The organism is Vibrio sp. 1F253 (assembly GCF_041439295.1).
Lineage (GTDB): Bacteria > Pseudomonadota > Gammaproteobacteria > Enterobacterales > Vibrionaceae > Vibrio > Vibrio tasmaniensis_A.
The window spans coordinates 85,043-106,466 of the sequence record NZ_JBGONU010000007.1; the positions used below are offsets into that span (position 1 = coordinate 85,043).

Annotated in this window: 17 protein-coding genes; 7 read left to right on the forward strand and 10 right to left on the reverse strand. The window is 44.1% G+C overall.

Annotation, left to right across the window (positions count from 1 at the left end):
• Positions 1-46 precede the first annotated feature (46 nt).
• The 4 genes from ACED28_RS05840 (at position 47) to xni (ending at position 6,514) form a co-directional block, all read left to right on the forward strand.
• Positions 47-2,305 carry a lipopolysaccharide assembly protein LapB gene (locus ACED28_RS05840; protein ID WP_269335677.1) on the forward strand — a complete coding sequence of 753 codons (2,259 nt, stop codon included), beginning with the start codon at positions 47-49 and terminating at the stop codon, positions 2,303-2,305.
• 118 nt (positions 2,306-2,423) lie between these two features.
• Positions 2,424-3,989 (forward strand): GGDEF domain-containing protein, encoded by a 1,566-nt coding sequence (locus ACED28_RS05845; protein WP_012604633.1) that lies wholly within the window; start codon positions 2,424-2,426, stop codon positions 3,987-3,989.
• Positions 3,990-4,231: 242 nt separating this feature from the next.
• Positions 4,232-5,599, forward strand: a complete 1,368-nt coding sequence (ppnN, locus tag ACED28_RS05850; RefSeq protein WP_009847457.1) for a nucleotide 5'-monophosphate nucleosidase PpnN — start codon at positions 4,232-4,234, stop codon at positions 5,597-5,599.
• 141 nt (positions 5,600-5,740) lie between these two features.
• Positions 5,741-6,514, forward strand: a complete 774-nt coding sequence (xni, locus tag ACED28_RS05855) for a flap endonuclease Xni (RefSeq protein WP_371709484.1) — start codon at positions 5,741-5,743, stop codon at positions 6,512-6,514.
• 199 nt (positions 6,515-6,713) lie between these two features.
• On the opposite strand, the gene ACED28_RS05860 is transcribed toward xni, so the two are convergent.
• From ACED28_RS05860 to pomA, 8 genes are all read right to left on the reverse strand, one after another.
• Positions 6,714-8,744, reverse strand: a complete 2,031-nt coding sequence (locus ACED28_RS05860) for a TonB-dependent receptor (RefSeq protein WP_009847459.1) — start codon at positions 8,742-8,744, stop codon at positions 6,714-6,716.
• A gap of 451 nt (positions 8,745-9,195) precedes the next feature.
• Complete coding sequence (rlmM, locus tag ACED28_RS05865; RefSeq protein WP_371709485.1) at positions 9,196-10,287, reverse strand: 23S rRNA (cytidine(2498)-2'-O)-methyltransferase RlmM; 1,092 nt, start codon at positions 10,285-10,287, stop codon at positions 9,196-9,198.
• Positions 10,284-10,682: a DUF423 domain-containing protein gene (locus tag ACED28_RS05870; protein ID WP_017069500.1), complete on the reverse strand. Its 399-nt coding sequence runs from the start codon at positions 10,680-10,682 to the stop codon at positions 10,284-10,286. Before ACED28_RS05870 ends, rlmM begins: the two co-directional genes overlap by 4 nt.
• Entirely contained in the window at positions 10,672-11,295 is a 624-nt protein-coding gene (locus ACED28_RS05875) for an alpha/beta fold hydrolase (RefSeq protein WP_017069501.1), read from the reverse strand. Before ACED28_RS05875 ends, ACED28_RS05870 begins: the two co-directional genes overlap by 11 nt.
• Complete coding sequence (locus ACED28_RS05880; RefSeq protein WP_017063339.1) at positions 11,288-12,196, reverse strand: transcriptional regulator GcvA; 909 nt, start codon at positions 12,194-12,196, stop codon at positions 11,288-11,290. Before ACED28_RS05880 ends, ACED28_RS05875 begins: the two co-directional genes overlap by 8 nt.
• A gap of 670 nt (positions 12,197-12,866) precedes the next feature.
• Complete coding sequence (thiI, locus tag ACED28_RS05885; protein ID WP_009847462.1) at positions 12,867-14,315, reverse strand: tRNA uracil 4-sulfurtransferase ThiI; 1,449 nt, start codon at positions 14,313-14,315, stop codon at positions 12,867-12,869.
• Positions 14,316-14,671: 356 nt separating this feature from the next.
• A complete protein-coding gene (locus tag ACED28_RS05890) occupies positions 14,672-15,619 on the reverse strand; it encodes a flagellar motor protein MotB (protein WP_009847463.1) in 948 nt (315 codons plus the stop codon).
• 11 nt (positions 15,620-15,630) lie between these two features.
• A complete protein-coding gene (pomA, locus tag ACED28_RS05895; RefSeq protein ID WP_009847464.1) occupies positions 15,631-16,395 on the reverse strand; it encodes a flagellar motor protein PomA in 765 nt (254 codons plus the stop codon).
• Between the two features lie 298 nt (positions 16,396-16,693).
• Here pomA and xseB point away from each other — a divergent pair, with 298 nt between their 5' ends.
• Genes xseB through dxs form a run of 3 tightly spaced genes read left to right on the forward strand, consistent with a single transcriptional unit; the run spans position 16,694 to position 19,746 of the window.
• Positions 16,694-16,936 (forward strand): exodeoxyribonuclease VII small subunit, encoded by a 243-nt coding sequence (xseB, locus tag ACED28_RS05900; protein ID WP_004734405.1) that lies wholly within the window; start codon positions 16,694-16,696, stop codon positions 16,934-16,936.
• Positions 16,937-16,956: 20 nt separating this feature from the next.
• The gene (gene ispA / locus ACED28_RS05905) at positions 16,957-17,841 is read left to right on the forward strand and encodes a (2E,6E)-farnesyl diphosphate synthase (protein ID WP_009847465.1); all 885 of its coding nucleotides are present in this window, start codon (positions 16,957-16,959) and stop codon (positions 17,839-17,841) included.
• A 21-nt stretch (positions 17,842-17,862) separates the two neighbouring features.
• On the forward strand, positions 17,863-19,746 hold the full coding sequence (gene dxs, locus ACED28_RS05910; RefSeq protein WP_017633413.1) for a 1-deoxy-D-xylulose-5-phosphate synthase: 1,884 nt from the start codon (positions 17,863-17,865) through the stop codon (positions 19,744-19,746).
• Between the two features lie 119 nt (positions 19,747-19,865).
• On the opposite strand, the gene pgpA is transcribed toward dxs, so the two are convergent.
• Entirely contained in the window at positions 19,866-20,372 is a 507-nt protein-coding gene (pgpA, locus tag ACED28_RS05915) for a phosphatidylglycerophosphatase A (protein ID WP_009847467.1), read from the reverse strand.
• Entirely contained in the window at positions 20,372-21,346 is a 975-nt protein-coding gene (thiL, locus tag ACED28_RS05920) for a thiamine-phosphate kinase (protein WP_135382988.1), read from the reverse strand. Before thiL ends, pgpA begins: the two co-directional genes overlap by 1 nt.
• Positions 21,347-21,424 lie beyond the last annotated feature (78 nt).

Below are 21,424 nucleotides of genomic sequence, written 5' to 3' on the forward strand. Positions count from 1 at the left end.
CGCCCACACTTATTTGAACCTACAAAATCTTTAAAGGGACATTGAAATGCGTTGGTTATACGTTGTTAGTCTATTCATTTTAAGCTTAAGCACATCGGTTAATGCGTCGGTCTATTCGTCGGCGCTCCTCAATGAAGCCAATAACTTGGTTGAGATAGAACCGAGTCAAGCAAAGCGAATGGCCAACAGCTACCTAACGCTACGTATCCTTTCAGATCAACGCGAAAAGAGCCCGTCAGCTATTTCTCGTGAAGAGGCCGACTCTTCGATTAGAACCCCGAACAGCAGTATCGATGCGTATAAGATCTTAGCGAAAGCAGAGTTTAATCTAGGCAACATTCGTATTGCGATTCAGCACATCGACAAAGCCTCTGAGCTAGCAAAAACCTATAAGCTTGAGTATCTAAAGTTAGATCTGGAAATACTTAAAGTTAGGTTACTTTGGCTTACGGACAGAAAATCTGCCCAAGCAGAATCAGAGCTAAAAAAAATAGAAACAAGCTTAGAGTCGGTTAATAAGGCCTTACGCCTGACGGAAGGGATTACCTATCGCTTAATCATGTTGAAAGCCGACATTTCCTCTTATAACAACAACGTAGGGGAAGCAGAAAAGCTCTATCAAGAAGCAAAAACTTACCTAGAACAGCGTCACTCGGAAAAAGTCGTCATTGATTATCACATCACCGTCGGCGAGTTTTATCTTACCCATAAAGAGTACAACCATGCACTATCTGAGTTATTGTACGGCTACTGGAAATCAGTAGAAGGTAACCTGAGTTCGCGCCTGGCTAAAGTAAACCGCCTACTGGCACAGCTTTTCTTTGAACGTCAAGTATTAGATAAAGCTCTAGAGCACCTGTCTCAAGCTGCTGACTTTTATGATAATTTTGAAAGCTCTCCCATATTAGCGCAAGTACTAAAAAAGATGGGTGATGTGTACTTCAATCAAGGCAAATATAACCTTGCCCTCGTGCACTTTTTCAATGTCCTTGATCATGAGAGTACAGACCGAGACATCTACCAAGTCATTGACATTCGTCTAAGTTTATCTGCGACTTACTTACGACTTTATAACTACCCTCTAGCCGAGCAATACCTAGCACGAGCTCTTGAACTGCTGGAGTATTCCGACATTCCTAAATTGGAAGGCCGCGCTGCACTCTTATCCGCAGGTTTGGCATACCACCTACAAGAAAGCGAAGATGTAATTAAGCATGCGACACGTGCGCTCAAGATTTCGCGTCAGGTAGAAAACATGCGCCTGTCGCAACACTCCTACCACTTGCTCTCTTTAGGTTATGAGCAAGCAGGGCGTCCACAACAAGCGCTAGCAAATCTCAAACAATACAATATCCTTGTCTCTTTGGAACAACAAAAACTCAACCGTGTTGGTGAAGACGCATTCCGCCAACAAAAAGAGTTTGCCGAGCAAACGCTCCACTATGCAGGTCAAGAACAAGAATTAGAGAAATACAAACTTGAGCACCATAAGTTCCAGAAAATATCGTTCGCCTTATTTTTGTTCAGCATTGTCTTGTTCTTCTTTGTGCTACGCCGAGGCTACATCATTCAAACCTTAGTCACGGAAATGGATTCACTGCGTACCGACCTATTTACACACTCACGCTCAAAGCTTCCAAATCTAAGAATGCTGAACGCGAAGCTATCAAATTCTCTAGAACAAACCAGCCAAAACTTCGAACAATGGCAACTTGGTGAGTTGATTCATGAACCACTCAACGACCGTTTACGCTTTGTGATGATAGATTTACCGTTCCTACGCAATATGTACACTCAGAACGGTTATAAAGCAGGTTTAGAGCTCGAAGATGCTTTCGGCGAGTTCCTTAAATCTAAGCTTGAAGGTCCTGCGCGCGTCTACCACTTCTCGGATGCGAACTTGCTTTACATCGAACCAAATGCTGACCGTGATACATCGCCTGAGGCTATGTTCAGAAAGATTCAATCTTGGATTAATCACTTCGAACCAGAGCGAAACATTAATCGAACCGTCCGCATGGGCATCGCTGACTACCCGTTCTTACCACGCGCTTATACCGCGATTAACGACCAAGAACTCCTCGATGTACTATTAATGTCGACCAACCTGGCACGTGAAATCAGCCTCAAAGAACGCAGTAGCCAATGGGTTTACCTTAAAGCCATCGACAATGCCCCCGCAGCGAGCCTTGCAACGGGTAACATAAGAGAGGCTTGTAAACATGCGATTAATCAAGGGTTAATAAAGATACAATCCTCACACCAGAATGAGGACAATATCAAAAAAATGCTAAAAGATGACTGATTTGCGAGCGGTTAAACGTCGTAGGTCGTGACCTTATTTTTAGTTTTGTTATTATCAAGGTCACGGAATTTCATCTATACGATCGAGTACGATCTACGCGGCGCTAATTAATACATCTATGGGCATTCTTGAAAAAGACATTCAGGCGCAACTCCACCAGCTGAAATATCAGTTGGATCAAGTCCGCTTGACGCAAAGAGATACCTCGTTCAAATTTATTCGAGAACAAAAAGTTCTCAAGCGTATCGTTACGTCTTTAAGTGATGCATGTGTTGGCAGCAACACTCATTTAGATGAAAATCTCATTGCCCTTAGGGAAGAGCTCGAAAAGCAAAAAGACATTAGCTCAATGATCCCCAAGTTGGCAGTATTAGAAAGGATGCTCAAGCAAAAAACGTTGGCTATGGATAAACAGAACGGATATCTGGATGATAGTATTAAGCACAGTGGGGAAACGCTGCAGCGTATAACTGGCCTTCCGGCACAGCTAAAGCGCGATCTAAGAAACTTACTTAGCTTCTCCGAGTGTCATGGCAGTCAAAAAGTCGACCATGCCATGAAGCTTCTCAGCATTTATGAGCGTGCCATTAAGATTATGGCAAACAACTCACGCACTCATTTTGCCGACGTAGATCAATCAACTGAACAAGAACTCCTTTCCGAACTATCAAACGAATTACAACACCTGATCACTGAACTCGACTTCGAGGGTGAATCGGGGGATCTACTGACCGATATTCGAGCGAAGCTACTACTTGGTGTTTCAACACAAAACCTACTTGAGCTAGCACTTCAGATCCTCAAACTGGTGATTGATGGCACGAGCCTAGAGCGTAAGCAGTCTGAACAATTTATCGAACAACTCAATTCCTCGCTCGCTTCTAGTATCAAAACAGCAGATCAAAACTCCGACCAGAGCCAAAGCTATTTTGAACATCGCCAAGGTCTTAATTCTGAGTTGAATGAACTTGTTACTAAGAGCCAAAGCTCTGTTGATAAAGCAACGGATATTGATAACTTAAAACTTTCGATAAACCCGCTGCTCAGTGAAATTGCCTCTCTTTCAGAAAGACTGAATCACGCAGAACAGAAAGAACAAGCTCTAATAGAAAGAATGAGCTACGGAAAAAACCAATTAGATTCGCTCTATGAAGTCACCCAAGATTACCGCAAGCGTCTAGAAGATCAGGCTCAGCGTATGCTGCTTGACCCTCTGACTAAGATCTACAACCGTACCGCCTTCACCGATCGTTTAGAGTTAGAATATCGTCGCTGGATTCGCGCACAACACTCACTAAGAGTCGTGCTACTAGATATCGATAACTTCAAAGCAATTAACGATAGCTTTGGCTATACCGCTGGTGACAAAGCACTCAAGATCATCGCAAGAGCCATCACCAAAGAAATTGGTACTACCGATACTGTCGCTCGCTTTTCTGGTGAAGAGTTCATCTTGCTACTTCCCGAGCAAAGCGATGAATATTGCCATCAAGTGACTCAAAGCATCCAGAATCAAGTCAGCCGCTTACCTTTCAAATTCCGTGACCAACAGATCACAATTACCTTGTGCGCGGCAAGTACTCCGTTTAAAGAGTCAGACACACCTGAAGAAGTATTAGAGCGACTCAATAAAACACTAAACAAAGCCAAACAGCGCGGTAACAACCAACTTGTTTGGGACTAAGACAGCCCTAGATTTAATTTATTTCATTTTTTCAAATACTTATCACATACCATATCCCTCAATGTTTGCTAAGCTAATGATTAACATTCGCTTAACAAGCATTCTTGGCAAGCAACGCTGTCGTAATCGTTTCGTCTGGTTAATTCTCTCGCCTTTAACCAAACACTTTCAACGTTAGCTTCTCATCTCGAACTAAAGGGCCACTTCCAACCTCCCCTAGTTCTTTTCAACAAGGAGGCACTATGATCACTCATATCAGCCCTGCCGGTAGCATGGATTTACTCTCTCAACTTGAAGTTGAGCGTCTTAAGAAAACCGCATCTAGTGATCTGTACCAGCTTTATCGTAACTGTACGTTAGCGGTACTCAACTCGGGTAGCCACACCGACAACTCCAAAGAGCTGCTCGATAAATATCAATCGTTTGATGTTGAGGTCGTCCGTCGTGAGCGCGGGATCAAACTCGAACTAAGCAACCCTCCAGAACATGCCTTTGTGGATGGTGAAATCATCAAGGGTATCCAAGAACACCTATTCTCGGTGCTGCGTGACATTGTCTACGTCAACATGCATCTTGCAGACAACCAAAGACTCAACCTGACTAATGCCACTCATATTACCAACCTTGTGTTTGGTATCTTGAGAAATGCAGGTGCACTTACGCCAGGTATCGAACCTAACCTGATCGTGTGCTGGGGTGGTCATTCAATTAATGCCACTGAATACCAATACACTCGTGAAGTGGGTAATGAACTTGGCCTACGTGAACTAAACATCTGTACCGGTTGTGGACCGGGGGCAATGGAAGGGCCAATGAAAGGAGCTGCAATTGGTCACGCGAAACAGCGCTATACAGACCACCGTTACTTAGGGCTAACTGAACCATCAATCATTGCGGCTGAGCCACCAAACCCGATAGTGAACGAACTGGTGATCATGCCAGATATCGAGAAGCGTCTTGAGGCATTCGTTCGTATGGCGCATGGCATCATTATTTTCCCCGGTGGTCCAGGTACGGCTGAGGAGCTGCTGTATATCTTAGGGATCATGATGCACCCAAATAACGTCGACCAACCAATGCCGATTGTTTTAACAGGTTCAAAAGAGAGTGAAGCTTACTTCCGTTCTATCGACAAGTTCATCGGCGAAACCTTAGGGCCTGATGCGCAAAAACACTATGAGATCGTGATTGATGACCCAGCACGCGCTGCGAAAATCATGAAACAGGCAATGCCAGATGTACGCTCTCACCGTAAAGAGACTGGCGATGCCTACAGCTACAACTGGTCACTGCATATTGAACCTGAGTTCCAACTGCCATTCGACCCTACACATGAATCTATGGCGGCGCTTGATCTGCATATGGATCAGAAAACAGAAAGCCTTGCGGCGAATCTACGTAAAGCCTTCTCTGGAATTGTGGCAGGTAACGTCAAAGCTGAAGGTATTTTGGAGATAGAGAAACATGGCCCCTTCCTGATTGATGGCGACAAAGAGCTGATGACAAAAATGGACCAGCTGCTGAATGACTTTGTTGAACAGCATCGAATGAAACTGCCGGGCGGCACTGACTATGTTCCTTGCTATAAAATTATGCCTAGCAGCGAATAACGGCAAGTAACTGATAACAAGCCACAAGTATAAAGTTAAACAAGTCATGACGTTTACGTCACCAAAGTTTCAACTCACCAAGTGATACGTTACTATAAGGGGCTAGCAGCCCCTTATTTATTGCCTATTTAGTGGAAACTTATGTCTATCCATCTTGTTATTATCGATGCCTTGAACCTCATCCGACGCGTGCACTCTGTTCAGCCGGACCCAACCGATATTGCAAGAACCATCACCACGACTGCTCGTACTCTTAATCGCATCCTAAACGAATCAAAACCCACTCATATCATTGCGGTATTTGATCATCATTTACAAGATCGAGGTTGGCGCGCGGAAGTCCTTCCCGCTTATAAGCAAAACCGTAAGCCGATGCCAGAACCATTGATGAAAGGTCTCGATGCGATTCAACAAGCTTGGTGGGAATTAGGGATTGATTCACTGCTCTCTGACGGCGATGAAGCGGATGATCTAGTTGCAACATTGGCAAAGAAAGTCGCTGACCACGGAGAAACTGTCACTATCATTTCGACAGATAAGGGCTACTGCCAACTGTTGTCTCCAACGCTACAAATCCGTGATTATTTCCAACACCGTTGGTTAGATAAGCCCTTTATCGAAGCGGAATTTGGCGTAAAGCCAGAGCAACTGGCAGATTACTGGGGATTAACGGGCGTCAGCTCAAGCCAAGTCCCCGGAATTCCAGGTATAGGGCCAAAAGCAGCCAAAGAGATATTAACGATATACCCTGATATCGAAACAGCATTCCTAGCTGAAGACTTACCGAAAAAGTATCGTAAGAAATTCGATGAGCATATCGAGTCGGCTCGCGTATGTAAGCTCGTTTCTGCACTCAAAACAGACATCGATTTAGGTTTTAATCTGCAAGATATTCGCTACGAAGCTGTGTCTTAATCTGACGTCACAAATTCAGTCATTAAAGCTAACCGTTAGAAATAAATCCGCTTATAAATCAACAAATAGAAAATAAATCATTAGAAAGCAGAAAGCCTTAGTCTGAACTAAGGCTTTTTTGTTGTTTCATTTTAAGACGAAACATTGCACTTATACTGATAACTCTCTATTTCTAGAATAACTTTCAGCTAAGAGCAGATTAGAAGCTATAAGCGATAGAAGCTTTAAAGTTACGACCCGCTTCATAGCTGGTGTACTTTTCTGAACCCCAAGAGATACCAAAACCAGTATGCTCAGCGTACTTCTTATCAAGCAGGTTATCGATACCAAGGTTCATCTCTAGGTCTTTAGCAAACGTCGGTGTGTAAGCCGCCCAAATGTTGTGCGTTGCGAAGCCTGAGCGTTTGATCTCTTTGCCTTTTTCGTTCTCGTAATCGTTCCCCGGAACAAAGCGTGAATCCCAACCAAACACAAATTCATTGTTTAGGCTGTAGTTAAAACCGGCCTTAAAGTTATGAATACCGGTTTTATTCATGTGACTTGTCTTGCCGTTTTTCAGGCTCTTTTGCTCACCATCAGAGTAAGAGTGGTTAGCGTAAACACTTAATGCATCTAACTGATAGCTCAATACTGTCTCTACACCCCAAACTTCAACATCATACTTATTAGATAATGTTGCGTTGTTCTTAGTTGGGTGCATTTGGTTATCAAGGTCATAGGTATAAGCCGTGAAACCTAGAATCGCGTAATCAGCCGCAAGCAAACGTGTTAGCTCGTAATCAAAGCCAGCTTCGTAGTTATTACCCGTCATCGCCTTAGTATCAGACTGCTTAACTTTGCTTGGTGCTTTCATCGTTAGCGTTTCTGGTAGTGACGCGCCTTTAAACAGACGACCGTAACCTACACGAAGTTTTAGGTTTTCCGTTGTTTGGTATTCACCTTTGAACTTTGGAGATAGTTGGTCAAACTCGCCCTTATACACACCACCCAGTTTATGAACGTCGTAACGAAGACCTGTTGTCAGACGGAAATCGCTGAATTCGTACATATCTTGCAGATACAGACCGTAAGCCGTCACCGTACCACCATCCATGCTGTACTTCTCAGTTTGGCCTTGCTTAGTACCGCTTAGATATACGCCTTCACCAGCATCAATCCATTGCTTGGCTTTGTAGCCCTCAAGACCATAAGTAAGCTCATGCTCACCAACCCAAGAAACGTTACGAATGTCACCACCAATGGTTGTTACATTGTATTCACGCTTAGGGTAAGACATTTTGCCATCTTTGAACCATTTACCTGCCGGTGTTTTGCCCCAAGCGGTACCTTCAAGAGCATCACGATCCATGTATTGACGGTTGTAGTAAACATTACTTTTCAGATGAACTAGATCACTACCCGCATCGTATTCGTGCTGTAGCGTCACTGTATCGCGATTAAGCGAATGATAGTCGTGTTTATCGTCAGCATACAGAGCACCCGCCTTTTCGCCAGAAAGCTGACGCGTACCACCATCACTGTATCGGTTGAAAGTCAGTTTAAATTCATTGGCATCATTAGGAATGAAAACAACTTTAGCCAAACCCGACTTAAGCTCACCCTGCTTAGAGGTTACCGCTTCTTGATCAGGAATGTGCAGATCGCCATCTTCTGAATAGTTCGCAATACCCATGAACTGTAGCTTGTCGTTCACTTTTGCATACACAGCAACGTTGGTTGCAAAACGCTCATAAGCTGTTTGATAGCTTGTTTTTACTCGAGCACCAACGCTTTCACCCGGCTTAAGAAGATCGCTTGGGTCTTTCGTTTCGTAGCTAAATGAACCATTGATAGCACCAGAACCTGACAGTGCAGAGTTACCACCTAATTCAATTTCAGCTCTTTTTAGCATTGCAGGATCAATCGCTTGGTCACCAGAGTGGTGGAAAAGCTGACCTTCTTGTCGCGCACCATCAATAGTCACTACGGCAAATTTGTCTTCCATACCACGTACAAATACTTTGCGTGAGTAACGTGCGTTCCCGTCAACCGTAACGCTAGGCATAGTATTCAAAACATCTTTGATGTCTGATGCTTGCTTCTTTTCCAGTGTGTCAGAGTTGATTTCAGTCTGAATCAATTGGTCAAGGGCAGAACCGATAACGACTACGGTTTCTGGTTCGTCGGCAGCAAATGCTGTAAATGAGGTTAAGGCAACCGTAACGGCTACTGATAATGCTTTAAGTTTCATAATGCGACTTATATTTTATAGATTTAAGTAAAAGTGCACGAATGGTACACGACACTAATAACAATGTTAATAGTAATAGTTATCATTTACATTCTTTACTTACATTTACTTACTTATAATAAAATACAATTTGATTAGGATGTTCTTGCTGTAATTTACTGCTGAATTTTAAATAAACCCTTCTTCGTTTCATCGCTGAACTAGGTAGCCGTAAGTATCGATAGCTTACGGCTTTTTTGTCTCATATCGACACTAATAGTCGACAATTCGACGACTATCAACCAAGTTGAATTAGTCACATTTACACTTAAATATGACTAAAAAACGCATATAGACCAACCTTTCTAAACTACCCATACGAAGCGATAATCAAACTCATAAACAAACTTCAGATATAAAAAATGCCCCTTAAAGGAGCATTTTCTTTATCACTGACACACTAACGTAAATATTAGTACGGTGAGATATTCGAAAGCGACTGAATATGAACCGTGATCTCTTCGCGATCGTGGTAAAGGTGCTTCGCCTGCATCTTGAACTTCACTTTGTTATCAATCAGGAACTGCTTTAGGTTTTCGATATCCTGCAGAACTTCATCGTAACGGCCTTTCATTGGCAGTTTAAGGTTGAACAGTGCTTCTTTCGCCCAGCCTTTGATGATCCACTCACCCATAAGGTGTGCAACACGAGCTGGCTTCTCAACCATGTCACAGATAATCCAAGTGACGTTCTTACGGTCAGGTTCGAATTTAAAACCATCCACCATGTGGTGCTTAATTTGACCCGTTTCCATTAGGCTATCTGCCATCATGCCGTTATCAACACAGTGAACAAACATAGAGCGCTTAACCAATTGGTAAGTCCAACCACCTGGACACGCGCCTAAATCTACGCCCCACATACCCGGAGCCAGACGTTCGTCCCACTCATTACGAGGGATGAATACGTGGAATGCTTCTTCTAGCTTCAATGTAGAACGACTTGGTGCATCTGATGGGAACTTCAAACGAGGAATACCCATGAAGAACTGCGAGTTGTTGGTTGGGTAAGAGTAACCAACAAAACAGTGACCCGGAGCGATAAAACATAAGTGAAGCACAGGCTTCTTAACATTGTCTTTCGCTGTCATCAGCCCTTTACCGCGCATTGCTTGACGCATTGGCACAGTAAACTTACGGCAGAACTTCAAAAGCTCTTTCGCTTCATTGGTGTCTGGTGTTTCAATACGGATATCGCCACAACGTGGGAAACCTTCTTTCTCAGAAAGCGCCTCAAGAATTGGAGAAATACGATCATCAGTCGGCAGATCTTTGATTTCAACCGCTACCGCGATCATTTGACGAGCAAAGATCAACGATTGGAAGTCGATCTCTTTTACCAGTTTATCGGCTTCGCCTGCTTGATAACATTCAAACAATACAAAGCCTGTATTGTTCTTTAAGCGAGGAAAACCAAACACTTCCAGTTGTGTTGCCTTGTCTTGAATTTCGCCAGCACATTCTTTTTCAAAACCAGAGCGACAATAAAGTAGTACGTGTTTCACTGAGTTACCTCTTTTATATTCAAAGCAGCGAAGGAGAAGACTCCCCAACCAATGATAAATAGTAGACCACCAAACGGTGTTATAGGGCCAAACCATTTTATTCCTGTCAGTGCTAAGCCATAAAGGCTGCCACTAAAACAAAGGATGCCGATGATAAAGCAAATTGCCGCAATGAAAAAATATTTTTGTGATTTAGCGCCAAGTTTCATCTGCAGCAGTGCACCACACGCCAATATTGCTAGTGTATGGATAAACTGGTACTGAACACCTGTCTCAAACACGCCTAGCAGATACTCTGGCAAGACAGCTTTTAACCCGTGAGCGGCGAAGGCACCTAGCATTACGGCTATTGCGCCAGAGATACCTGCAAAAGTGAGTAAATACTTACTTCTCATTAAGCACCTCTTTGATAAACGCCGATAGTTTCTCAACGGTTAACGCTATGTTCTGCTGTTCGGTGTAGCCAGAGCTCTTACGAGGCTTAAAGCTGTGATCGCCATCAGGAATAAACTCAACACGAATCGAATCCGACAGGTCGAAATCAGCAAACTCTTCTCGCTTACCAAAGGTATCACGTTCACCCTGCAGAATAAGACACGGCTTTGCTAACTCAGCCAAGTGCTCACCTTTGTATTTCTCTGGTTTGCCTGGCGGATGGAAAGGAAAGCCTAAACAGGCCATTGCAGCCACCTTATCAACTTCAGACAAATGGCTCGCCATACGTCCTCCCATCGACTTACCGCCAATCACAAGCTTATCGGCATCTACCTGTCCGATAATATCTTGGTAAGCTTCGAGCAGTTTAGGGGCTCGATCAGGTGGACGACGCTTACCATCTTCAGCACGTTTGATCATGTAAGGGAAATTAAAACGAATCACTCGTATCCCTTTAAACGCCAACCCTTTTGCTACCGACTGCATGAACTCATGATCCATACCTGCGCCAGCACCATGTGCAAAGATAAAGGTTATTGGGTTGTCTTCACCATCAATGATGAGGTTATTCATCAAGTAAGTCCTCTTGTTCACTTTGCGCTTTCGCCAACATCCAATCACGGAAAGTCGCAATACGCCCCATGTCAGCTTGTTTCTCATGACACACTACATAGAAGGCGTTCTTACTTACCAACACTTCATCAAAAGGGGCAATCAAACGACCTGCTTCGATTTCAGGTTGCGCCAACACATTATTACCCAAAGCAATACCTTGCCCGTGAGCGGCCGCCTGCAATACCATGGTTGAGTGACTGAAGATAGGGCCATGATTAACGTTTACCCCATCAATACCATTTTGCTTAGCAAACTGTTTCCAATCCTTTCGAGATGTATCATGCAGTAGCGTATGACATGCCAAATCACTGAGAGATTCTAAAGGTTTAGCTCCTAGCAGCACGGAAGGTGAGCAAAGAGGAATTAAGTATTCTTGGTAAAGTTTATCGGCTCTGAGCCCCGACCAATTCCCTCGGCCATAGTAAATAGCCACGTCTACATCATCGGTCAACGAGCCTTCATCCATATCAACGGCTTTGATTCTTACATCAATATCAGGTTCTTGCTGATTAAAGTCAGCGAGCCTTGGTACCAACCATTGAATAGCAAAACTCGGCGGCAAACTGATGGTCAATGCGCCCTTCTCACTTCGCTCAAGCACTTTGTCTGTCGCTTCTGCCAGTGATGTGAAAATATCTTTGATATCCAAGAAGTAGCTTTGACCTTCTTCAGTCAGCAGCAAAGAGCGGTTTCTTCGACGAAACAGCTTCAAAGATAAGAATTCTTCAAGCGCTTTGATCTGATGACTGACCGCGGCTTGAGTAACAAACAACTCTTCTGCGGCACGCGTAAAACTCAAGTGTCGAGCCGCGGCTTCAAACACTCTTAGCGAGTTTAATGGGGGTAATCGACGAGACATAGTTACTCTCTAAATAAGCATTAGTTTTTTTTATCTGAAACATTATAATTTGTCCATTGCCTAGCGGCCAGAGAAATTCTATATTTCATCCCGCAGCAGCTAGCCTGAACGGCTTGATTCTCTCTAGAATCAATTGGTTTAGCTCCTGCGATGTTGTGTTTGCAAACTCGTTCTTTTCGAGTTGGGTAGAGTTCTACCAAATGTTTTGTTGCAGTTCTATACTGAAACGAGGCATGTACTTCCTGTATTTATTTTGACCTGTCTGTCAAATTTGTTTACACCGCCTTATGGGCGGTGTTTTTTTATGTGCAAAGAAAAGTAACAATAAGTTTATCAATAGCTGTGCTAATTAATCTTTATTATTTTTCATCGCTAATCACAGAATCAGACACCCACTCAAATAAACAACTGAACACATACAAATAGCACCATTGACTACCACTAAAAAATAACAGAGTCCTTCAAGATACTTACACTTCCTCGACAATCCAAAGTGTTTAGACTCCATCGTCTTGATACATTAAATCGACAGTTCAAAACAGAGCATGACGATAGCACGTCCAAACGCATGCCTCTGTCTACTGTCAATCCTTCATCATAGACAATAAAAAAGCCGCTTACTTTTCAGTATGCGGCTTTGCAAAATTATTAACGCTTGGTCAACACACCACTATGGGCGGTAAACCTTAACGTTGTGGAAGCCTTGCTCTTGCAAGTAAAGCGCTTGCAGACGACTCATGACACCACGGTCACAGTACAACAAGTACTCTTTCGATTGGTCTAGGTCACCAAACTGAGTGGAAAGCTTGAAGAACGGGATGTGTTTGATTTCAACACCATCGATCTCTAGCGGGCTTTCATCTTCTTCGTCTGGGCTACGGATATCAAGAACGACAGCGTGCTCAGCAACGGCTTGAACTTGCTCCACTTCTGGTGCCTGTTCTTGGCTCTCTTTCTCGATATCACGGATATCCATAATACGAGCATTCTCGATCACTTGCTCTAGCACTTCGAAGTTAAACTTAGCTTCTTCCGCTTCTAGTTTGCCTTTCTTCGCTTTCACGGTTGGCTTCTTAGAGATAACACCACAATACTCAGGCATTACTTTAGCGAAGTCTTCAGTACCAATCTTGCGAGACAGGTCGATGATATCTTCTTTGTCCCAGTTGATCAGTGGACGAAGGATCAAAGTGTCCGTCACGTTGTCGATATGACGCAGGTTAGTTAGCGTTTGGCTAGAAACCTGACCAAGAGCTTCACCCGTTACTAGTGCTTCGATACCGAAACGCTCTGCAACCATACCACCAGCACGCATGAACATACGCTTAAGAACAACGCCCATTTGGCCATCTTCAACGTTCTCAAGGATCTCTGCAACTACAGGTTCAAAATCGATAGAGATAAACTTCACCTTTGCAGATGAACCGTATTTATCCCATAGATAATGAGAAACCTGCTTAACACCAATCTCGTGAGCAGGGCCACCAAGATTGAAGAAGCAGTAATGCACTTTAGAACCACGTTTGATGTGTAAGTAGCTTGAAACACCAGAATCAAAGCCACCAGAGATCAAGCTAAGCAGATCTTCTTGAGTACCAAGAGGGAAACCACCTAGGCCTTTATGACGTTCAATAACTTGGTTTAGCTTATCGTTCTCGACTTCAACTTTAACGGTAATATCTGGATTTTTCAGTTTTACTTTTGCTGATTCAACCGCTTGATTTAGACCGCCGCCTACGTAGCGTTCTAGCTCGATAGAAGTAAAATCATGCTTACCACGACGCTTAGCACGTACAGAGAAAGTCTTACCTTCAATAAGAGCACCGCTACGCTCGAGAACTTGCTCGTAAATATTGTGCAGGTCTTTAAATTCTGATTGCTGAACTTCAAGGGAGTGATGAATACCCGGAGTTTGCGTCAATACTTCAAGTGTTTCTTTAAAGTATTTGTCGCTCTCAGACGTCACTTCGATATGGTCACGGCGGTTGAAGACAGCCACAGACTCAGTACGACGCTGAAGAATAGTACGAATATTACGTTCTAGAATCTTTGTGAAGCGCTTACGCACCGATTCACTTTTTACAAAAATTTCCGGGTGGGGCTTAACAATAAATTTCATAGTACTTTCACGCCAATAAGGTTCACAATTTTAATAGGTTCATCACCACGTAAAAGGTCATTTCACATAGTTATTGAAGCAATAATAGATCAATATTAAATCTAAGGGCGCGAATTATACATGAGAAAATCAAACAAGGAAAAGAGTGCGTGCTTTGGTGCCATTAATAAACTCACCTTAGTGACAAACTATCGTCTCGATTTCATCCAAGCTCATTTATCCATATCTTCTCTTCTCTTCTCTTCTCTTCTCTTCTCTTCTCTTACTAGCTTGGTACAAACCCTTTTGTGTATCAGACAAAGAAAAAGCCCAATCTACGACAGATTGAGCTTTGGGATGCATATTCTTGGTAAATACTATTCAGTGATTACTGGGACTTCTTCACTGTAAAGCGGTTCGCCCTGCATAATACTGATTTCAACACGACGGTTTAAGCTACGTTGCCATTCAGTATCGTTCGGCTCTACTGGCTCAGTATCAGCCATACCACGCACTCTTAAGCGTTGATGAGAGAAACCACGGACCTTTTCCATCTCTTGAGCCACAGACACCGCACGCTGCGATGATAAGTCCCAATTAGAACGGTAAAGCTCAGAATCAAGACGTTGATTATCAGTATGCCCAGAGATTCGGACAATGCCCGGAACATCTTTCACTAACTCGGCAACCTGTCTCACCAAAGGTCGGAACTTAGGCTGTAGGAAAGCGGATCCTGATGGGAATGCACCCTTCTCGCGAATTCGAATCACAATTTGCTGGCCAAGGTTTTCCACCTCAATCGCGCCTTGGTCGATCTCTCGCTCCAACGCCTTCTTGATGCTCTCCATCAAGGTTTCCATCTCTTGAGACTGTTCTTGAGCTTGCTGTTGCTGCTGATCTGATTCTGAGTTTTGGTTGTTGTGCGCAGAAACCTCTGCTGATTTACCCCCCGTCATCTTGCCCTGATCACGCATCGTACCGCCAGCACGCTCAGATTCCCCTTCATGAAACTCTAGAGTTTGCTGCGTAATATCAATGGTTTGCTGCATGATTACATCAATAGGCGTCGGTTCTGGGCGACCAGGACGAAACTCCTGCGCAATAATGCTGGTACCTTTAGGAATGTCTTTTACTTCCAAGCGGTTTTGTACACCAAACGCGAATTTCATTGAGCCTGCGATCTGTTTAAATTTCAGTACGTCCATCTCAGAGAATGAGAGGAGCAGTACAAAGAAGCACATCAACAATGACATCAAGTCAGCAAATGTTCCCATCCATTGTGGCAAACCCGGAGGGGGACATTTACATGGATTTTCTTCATCCATTTTTATTCCCCTTAAGCCATTTCACCATCAATCGTACGTTTACCTTCGTTAAGGTAACTCTTCAGGTAACCGTCAATAACTCGTGGGTTTTGACCATCTTGAATCGCGAGTACGCCATCCATCACCAAACGACGATTCAGTGTCTCTTGGTCACGACGTAGAGCAAGTTTGTCCGCGATAGGGAAGAACACCATGTTCGAAAGAATTGCACCATATAGAGTGGTTAAAAGTGCAACCGCCATCGCCGGCCCGATCGCTTTTGGATCATCCATGTTCGAAAGCATGGCAACCAAACCAACCAAGGTACCAATCATACCCATTGCGGGTGCAACATCACCAAAAGCTGTAAATACTTTAGCGCCCTGTTCGTGACGTTCTGTGGTTAACGCGATGTCTTTTTGCAGTGCTGCACGCACTACATCACCATCATGGCCATCAACCAATAGGTCGATACCCTTTTGCATGAAACTGTTGCTGATTTCCATCTCTTCAAGTGCTAAGAAACCGCCTTTACGCGCGGCATCCGCCATCTCTACGACTTTAGCAATAAGATCTTCTGGCTCATCGGCTTTAAACATAAATGCTTTACCGGCAATTTTTGCCGCACCAAAGAACTGTCCCATGGTGAATTTCATTAGAACAACAAACGTTGAACCACCAATCACGATCAAAACGGATGTCGTGTCATAGAACATCCCGAGGCTTCCACCTAGGATCATTGCCATAATTACGAAGGCAAATCCACCAATCAAACCTATTAGGGTTGCTAAATCCACTGAGCACTCCTCATGCTTTTTTACAGTTCTACGTCGACGATAATATTCTTATCGGCAAGACTATAAGATCTTTTAGTTAATTCTTCGTCTAAGTATCACACTTTTCGTTTTTGAATCACAACTATTGGCTTACTTTGGACTTATCCAAAGCGTATAAACTCGATAAAGCCACGGTTATTCAATCAAAGTAAATTCAAGCGCCTTAAAAACGAACTTTCTAGCAAAAATTCTTGGTTACATTTGACCATCTCAGCGGCCTAGGGTAACGTTCGTTCATCTTTCCAAACGCAGATTTATTATGGCTACTAAGAAACCTGAAAATATGAGCTTTGAAGCGGCTATCGAAGAGCTTGATGGCTTGGTTGATCAACTAGAAAATGGTGATCTAGCTTTAGATGATGCGCTGAAAAAGTTCGAACGAGGCATCTCCCTCGCTCGTGCTGGTCAAAGTAAACTAAACGACGCTGAACAGCGTGTTAGCATCCTGCTGCAAAATGATGAAAATGCAGAACTGAGTGACTTTAACCCACAACCTGAATAACAAATTGTATGAGATCCCCTATGATCGAGACGTTATTGTCTTATCAAGCACGTAATAACGAGCAACTTAACCTTTGGCTTGATCGCCTGCCACACCAAAATCAGAATCTCATTAACGCGATGCGTTATGGGTTACTTTTAGGCGGCAAACGCGCACGTCCGTTTCTTGTCTACATTACAGGGGAAATGCTCGGTTGCACTGCGGAAGAACTCGACACTCCAGCTTCAGCAATCGAATGTATTCATGCCTATTCTCTGATTCACGACGACCTTCCAGCAATGGACGACGACGAATTGCGTCGTGGCCATCAGACTTGTCACATTAAATACGATGAAGCAACGGCAATTTTAACTGGCGATGCACTACAAACTCTCGCGTTTACTATACTTGCGGAAGGCACATTAAGTGCTGACGGGGAAAGCAATCGCGTTCGAATGATTCAACGCCTAGCAGAAGCATCTGGTGCACAAGGTATGTGTATTGGACAAGCACTTGATATTGAAGCTGAAAACCGCTCTGTCACGCTAGAGGAGTTAGAAGAAGTTCACCGTAACAAGACTGGTGCTCTAATGAAGAGTGCGATTCGTTTAGGTGCTCTAGCTGCTGGCGAAAAAGCGTTCGAAGTGATGCCTCAATTAGATAAGTACGCCGATGCAATCGGGTTAGCCTTCCAAGTTCAGGATGATATTTTAGATATCATTAGCGATACCGAAACTTTGGGTAAACCACAGGGCTCTGATCAAGAATTGAACAAAAGCACCTACCCTTCTTTGTTAGGTTTAGAGGGCGCTCAAGAAAAAGCGCAAACTCTGCTACAGGAAGCGCTTCAAGCTTTGGCTGCAATCCCATACAATACCCAGTTACTCGAAGAGTTCGCCCGATACGTCATCGAGCGCAAGAACTAAGACAATAAGCGCGCATTACCTATGACTCTTGATATATCCAAGTACCCAACTCTTGCTTTGGCTGATAAGCCAGAGGATTTGCGTCTACTTCCAAAAGAGACGCTTACACAGCTTTGTGATGAATTACGCACCTATCTTCTAAACTCAGTGAGCCAGTCAAGTGGCCACTTAGCATCGGGCTTAGGTACGGTAGAGCTAACCGTTGCTCTGCACTACGTGTACAACACGCCTTTTGACCAGTTGGTTTGGGATGTTGGTCACCAAGCCTACCCGCACAAGATCCTTACAGGTCGTCGTGACCGCTTATCGACTATCCGTCAAAAAGATGGACTGCATCCATTCCCATGGCGTCAAGAGAGCGAATACGACACGCTTTCTGTTGGTCACTCTTCAACATCGATCAGCGCCGGGCTTGGTATGGCGATCAGTGCGAAGAAAGAAGGCAAGAATCGTAAAGTCGTCAGTGTCATTGGCGATGGTGCGATCACCGCTGGTATGGCCTTCGAAGCGATGAACCACGCGGGCGATATTCATAATGACATGCTGGTTATCCTTAACGATAACGAGATGTCGATCTCTGAAAACGTCGGTGCTCTGAACAACCATCTAGCTCAAGTTCTTTCTGGCAGTCTTTACACGTCAATTCGTGAGGGTGGCAAGAAAGTGCTATCGGGCGTTCCGCCGATTAAAGAGCTCGTTCGTCGTACAGAAGAACATCTAAAAGGCATGGTTGTCCCTGGCACCATGTTTGAAGAGTTAGGCTTTAACTACATTGGTCCGGTTGACGGTCACGATGTGAATGAGCTGATTAAAACGCTTAAGAACATGAGAGACCTAAAAGGTCCTCAGTTCCTGCATATCATGACCAAGAAAGGCAAAGGCTACGAGCCAGCAGAGAAAGATCCAATCGGTTACCACGGCGTTCCGAAATTCGATCCCGCACACTCAAGTCTGCCTAAGAGCACCAGCTCTAAACCAACTTTCTCTAAGATTTTTGGCGACTTCCTGTGTGATATGGCTGCGCAAGATCCTAAGCTGATGGCAATTACGCCAGCAATGCGTGAAGGTTCTGGCATGGTGCGTTTCTCGAAAGAATACCCAGAACAGTACTTCGATGTAGCGATTGCTGAGCAGCACGCAGTGACACTAGCAACTGGTATGGCGATTGCGGGTGATAAGCCAATTGTGGCTATCTACTCGACGTTCTTACAACGTGGCTACGATCAACTGATCCACGATGTAGCTATCATGGATCTACCGGTTATGTTCGCAATTGACCGTGCAGGTCTTGTCGGCGCGGATGGTCAAACACACCAAGGTGCGTTCGACTTAAGCTTTATGCGCTGCATTCCAAACATGGTGATTATGGCACCAAGCGACGAAAACGAATGTCGCCAAATGCTATACACTGGCCACCAGCACACAGGTCCAAGTGCCGTTCGTTACCCTCGTGGTAATGGTATGGGTACAGAGATTCAAAGTGAGTTTACTGCGCTAGAGATTGGTAAAGGTCGTATCGTTCGCGAAAGCGAAAAAGCAAAGGATGGCTCGAAAGTCGCTATTCTTAGCTTTGGTACTTTCCTTGAGAGTGCACTTCAAACGGCTGACGCTATTGATGCGACAGTTGCTGATATGCGCTTTGTGAAGCCACTCGATGAAGCTCTGATCAAACAACTTGCTGCTGACCACGATGTATTGGTTACAATCGAAGAAAACGCGATTGCAGGTGGTGCCGGCGCGGGTGTGATTGAATTCTTGATGAAAGAAAAGCTACTGATGCCAGTATTGAACCTTGGTCTACCAGACAAGTTTATTGCTCAAGGTACTCAAGGCGAACTGCATGAAGAGCTTGGCTTAGATGCTAAAGGCATAGAGAAGTCTATCTCTGATTACCTTGCTAAATAGCTTCCACAAGCAAACGGCATAAGCAACAAAACAAAAAAGGTTGGCCCTAGGGTCAACCTTTTTAGTATCAGAGACTTAGCTTAATGTGCTTGCAACTAAATCTTAATCCTTCAGCGAACTTAAACTAACCAGCCCGCGAAATGTGCCACTGCGTACAAGGCAACAGCCGCCATAATACCTGCCACAATATCATCAATCATGATACCTAAGCCGCCGTGTACTCGTTTATCTAGCCAGCCAATAGGCCAAGGCTTCACCATATCGAAAAAGCGAAATAGGACAAAGCCAGTGAATAACCATTTCCAGTCATCCGTAGGGATATTCAATAAAGGCACTAGGCCCATGGTGATCCAAAAGCCCGCAAACTCATCCCATACAATAGATCCATGGTCGTGCACACCCATATCATCAGATGTCACCTGGCAGATCTTGATACCAATAATACAACTAACAACCACTACTGCGACATAAGCAGGAAAAGGTAACTGAACCAGCAATAGATAAAATGGAATCGACGCAAGCGTGCCCATTGTGCCTGGAATAATCGGCGATAAGCCACTGCCAAAACCCGTAGCCAATAAGTGCCAAGGATTTTTAAGAGAAATAAGAGAAAGTGGATTTGTCATCAATTAACCTTAAAGTGATCGTAACCAGTTAAGTTCCAGCTTAGTGGTTCACCATTATTGTGTAATTTAAAATATTCTACAGGTCTTATCTGGCCAATGCAGGTGACTTTTGTACCTGTGTGCGACAAAGCACTTTCCAATGAACCTTTATTCTCTTCCGGCACGGTAAAGCAGAGTTCGTACTCTTCACCACTGGTCAATGCATACTGCTGTGCAGAACCGGTATCAGAAGAGAATTGAAGTAATTCAGCGGAGATTGGTAACGCACTCACATCAATGCTTGCGCCGACCTGAGAACGCTTAAGGATGTGTTTTAAATCGGCAATAACGCCATCAGAGATATCAATAGCCGATGAAGCTAGGTTCACGAGCGCCTGACCCGCCAATACTCGTGGAGAGCTCAAGTAGTGCCTCTCTTCTAGCTCAAGTGCATAAGGCTTAGCTTTGTTCTGTTCTGGGTCTAATATCACCTCTAGACCTGCTTTGCTGTCGCCTAAGTTGCCCGTTACGTAAATCCAGTCCCCCACTTTCGCGCCATCTCTGCGTAGTGCTCGGCCTTCTGGCACAAAGCCCTGTACAGTCAGCGTTAAACTCAACGGTCCTTTGGTCGTGTCGCCACCGATTAGTTGAATACCAAAGTAGTCTGCAAGTTTGAAAAAAGAATCACAAAATGGAGCAAGCCACGCTTCATCAACTTCTGGCATGGTCAACGCAAACGAAACCCAAGCAGGTGTCGCGCCCATAGCCGCAAGATCACTGATGTTCGAAGCCAAGGCTTTGTGTGCCACCCAAGCTGGGTTTGCTTCCGCTAAGAAGTGAGTGCCCGCCACTAAGGTGTCCGTACTGATCGCAATCTGAACATTACTTGGCGCTTTGACCAAAGCACAGTCATCGCCAGCAGCTAGAAGAACGTCTTTACGTTGTGGTTGTCGATTTACAAAATATTTTTCAATCAGGTTAAATTCGCCAGACATCACATGCCCTATCTTTAGTCTTCATACAAATCACCGTAATTATTGGTATTACGATAATTTAGTTACAAAAAAGGCCAG

Coding starts and splice junctions, on each gene's coding strand:
- ACED28_RS05840 (WP_269335677.1), top strand. CDS start 47: ATGCGTTGGTTATACGTTGTTAGTCTATTCATTTTAAGCTTAAGCACA.
- ACED28_RS05845 (WP_012604633.1), top strand. CDS start 2,424: ATGGGCATTCTTGAAAAAGACATTCAGGCGCAACTCCACCAGCTGAAA.
- ppnN (WP_009847457.1), top strand. CDS start 4,232: ATGATCACTCATATCAGCCCTGCCGGTAGCATGGATTTACTCTCTCAA.
- xni (WP_371709484.1), top strand. CDS start 5,741: ATGTCTATCCATCTTGTTATTATCGATGCCTTGAACCTCATCCGACGC.
- ACED28_RS05860 (WP_009847459.1), bottom strand. CDS start 8,744: ATGAAACTTAAAGCATTATCAGTAGCCGTTACGGTTGCCTTAACCTCA.
- ACED28_RS05870 (WP_017069500.1), bottom strand. CDS start 10,682: ATGAGAAGTAAGTATTTACTCACTTTTGCAGGTATCTCTGGCGCAATA.
- ACED28_RS05875 (WP_017069501.1), bottom strand. CDS start 11,295: ATGAATAACCTCATCATTGATGGTGAAGACAACCCAATAACCTTTATC.
- ACED28_RS05880 (WP_017063339.1), bottom strand. CDS start 12,196: ATGTCTCGTCGATTACCCCCATTAAACTCGCTAAGAGTGTTTGAAGCC.
- thiI (WP_009847462.1), bottom strand. CDS start 14,315: ATGAAATTTATTGTTAAGCCCCACCCGGAAATTTTTGTAAAAAGTGAA.
- ACED28_RS05890 (WP_009847463.1), bottom strand. CDS start 15,619: ATGGATGAAGAAAATCCATGTAAATGTCCCCCTCCGGGTTTGCCACAA.
- xseB (WP_004734405.1), top strand. CDS start 16,694: ATGGCTACTAAGAAACCTGAAAATATGAGCTTTGAAGCGGCTATCGAA.
- ispA (WP_009847465.1), top strand. CDS start 16,957: ATGATCGAGACGTTATTGTCTTATCAAGCACGTAATAACGAGCAACTT.
- dxs (WP_017633413.1), top strand. CDS start 17,863: ATGACTCTTGATATATCCAAGTACCCAACTCTTGCTTTGGCTGATAAG.
- pgpA (WP_009847467.1), bottom strand. CDS start 20,372: ATGACAAATCCACTTTCTCTTATTTCTCTTAAAAATCCTTGGCACTTA.
- thiL (WP_135382988.1), bottom strand. CDS start 21,346: ATGTCTGGCGAATTTAACCTGATTGAAAAATATTTTGTAAATCGACAA.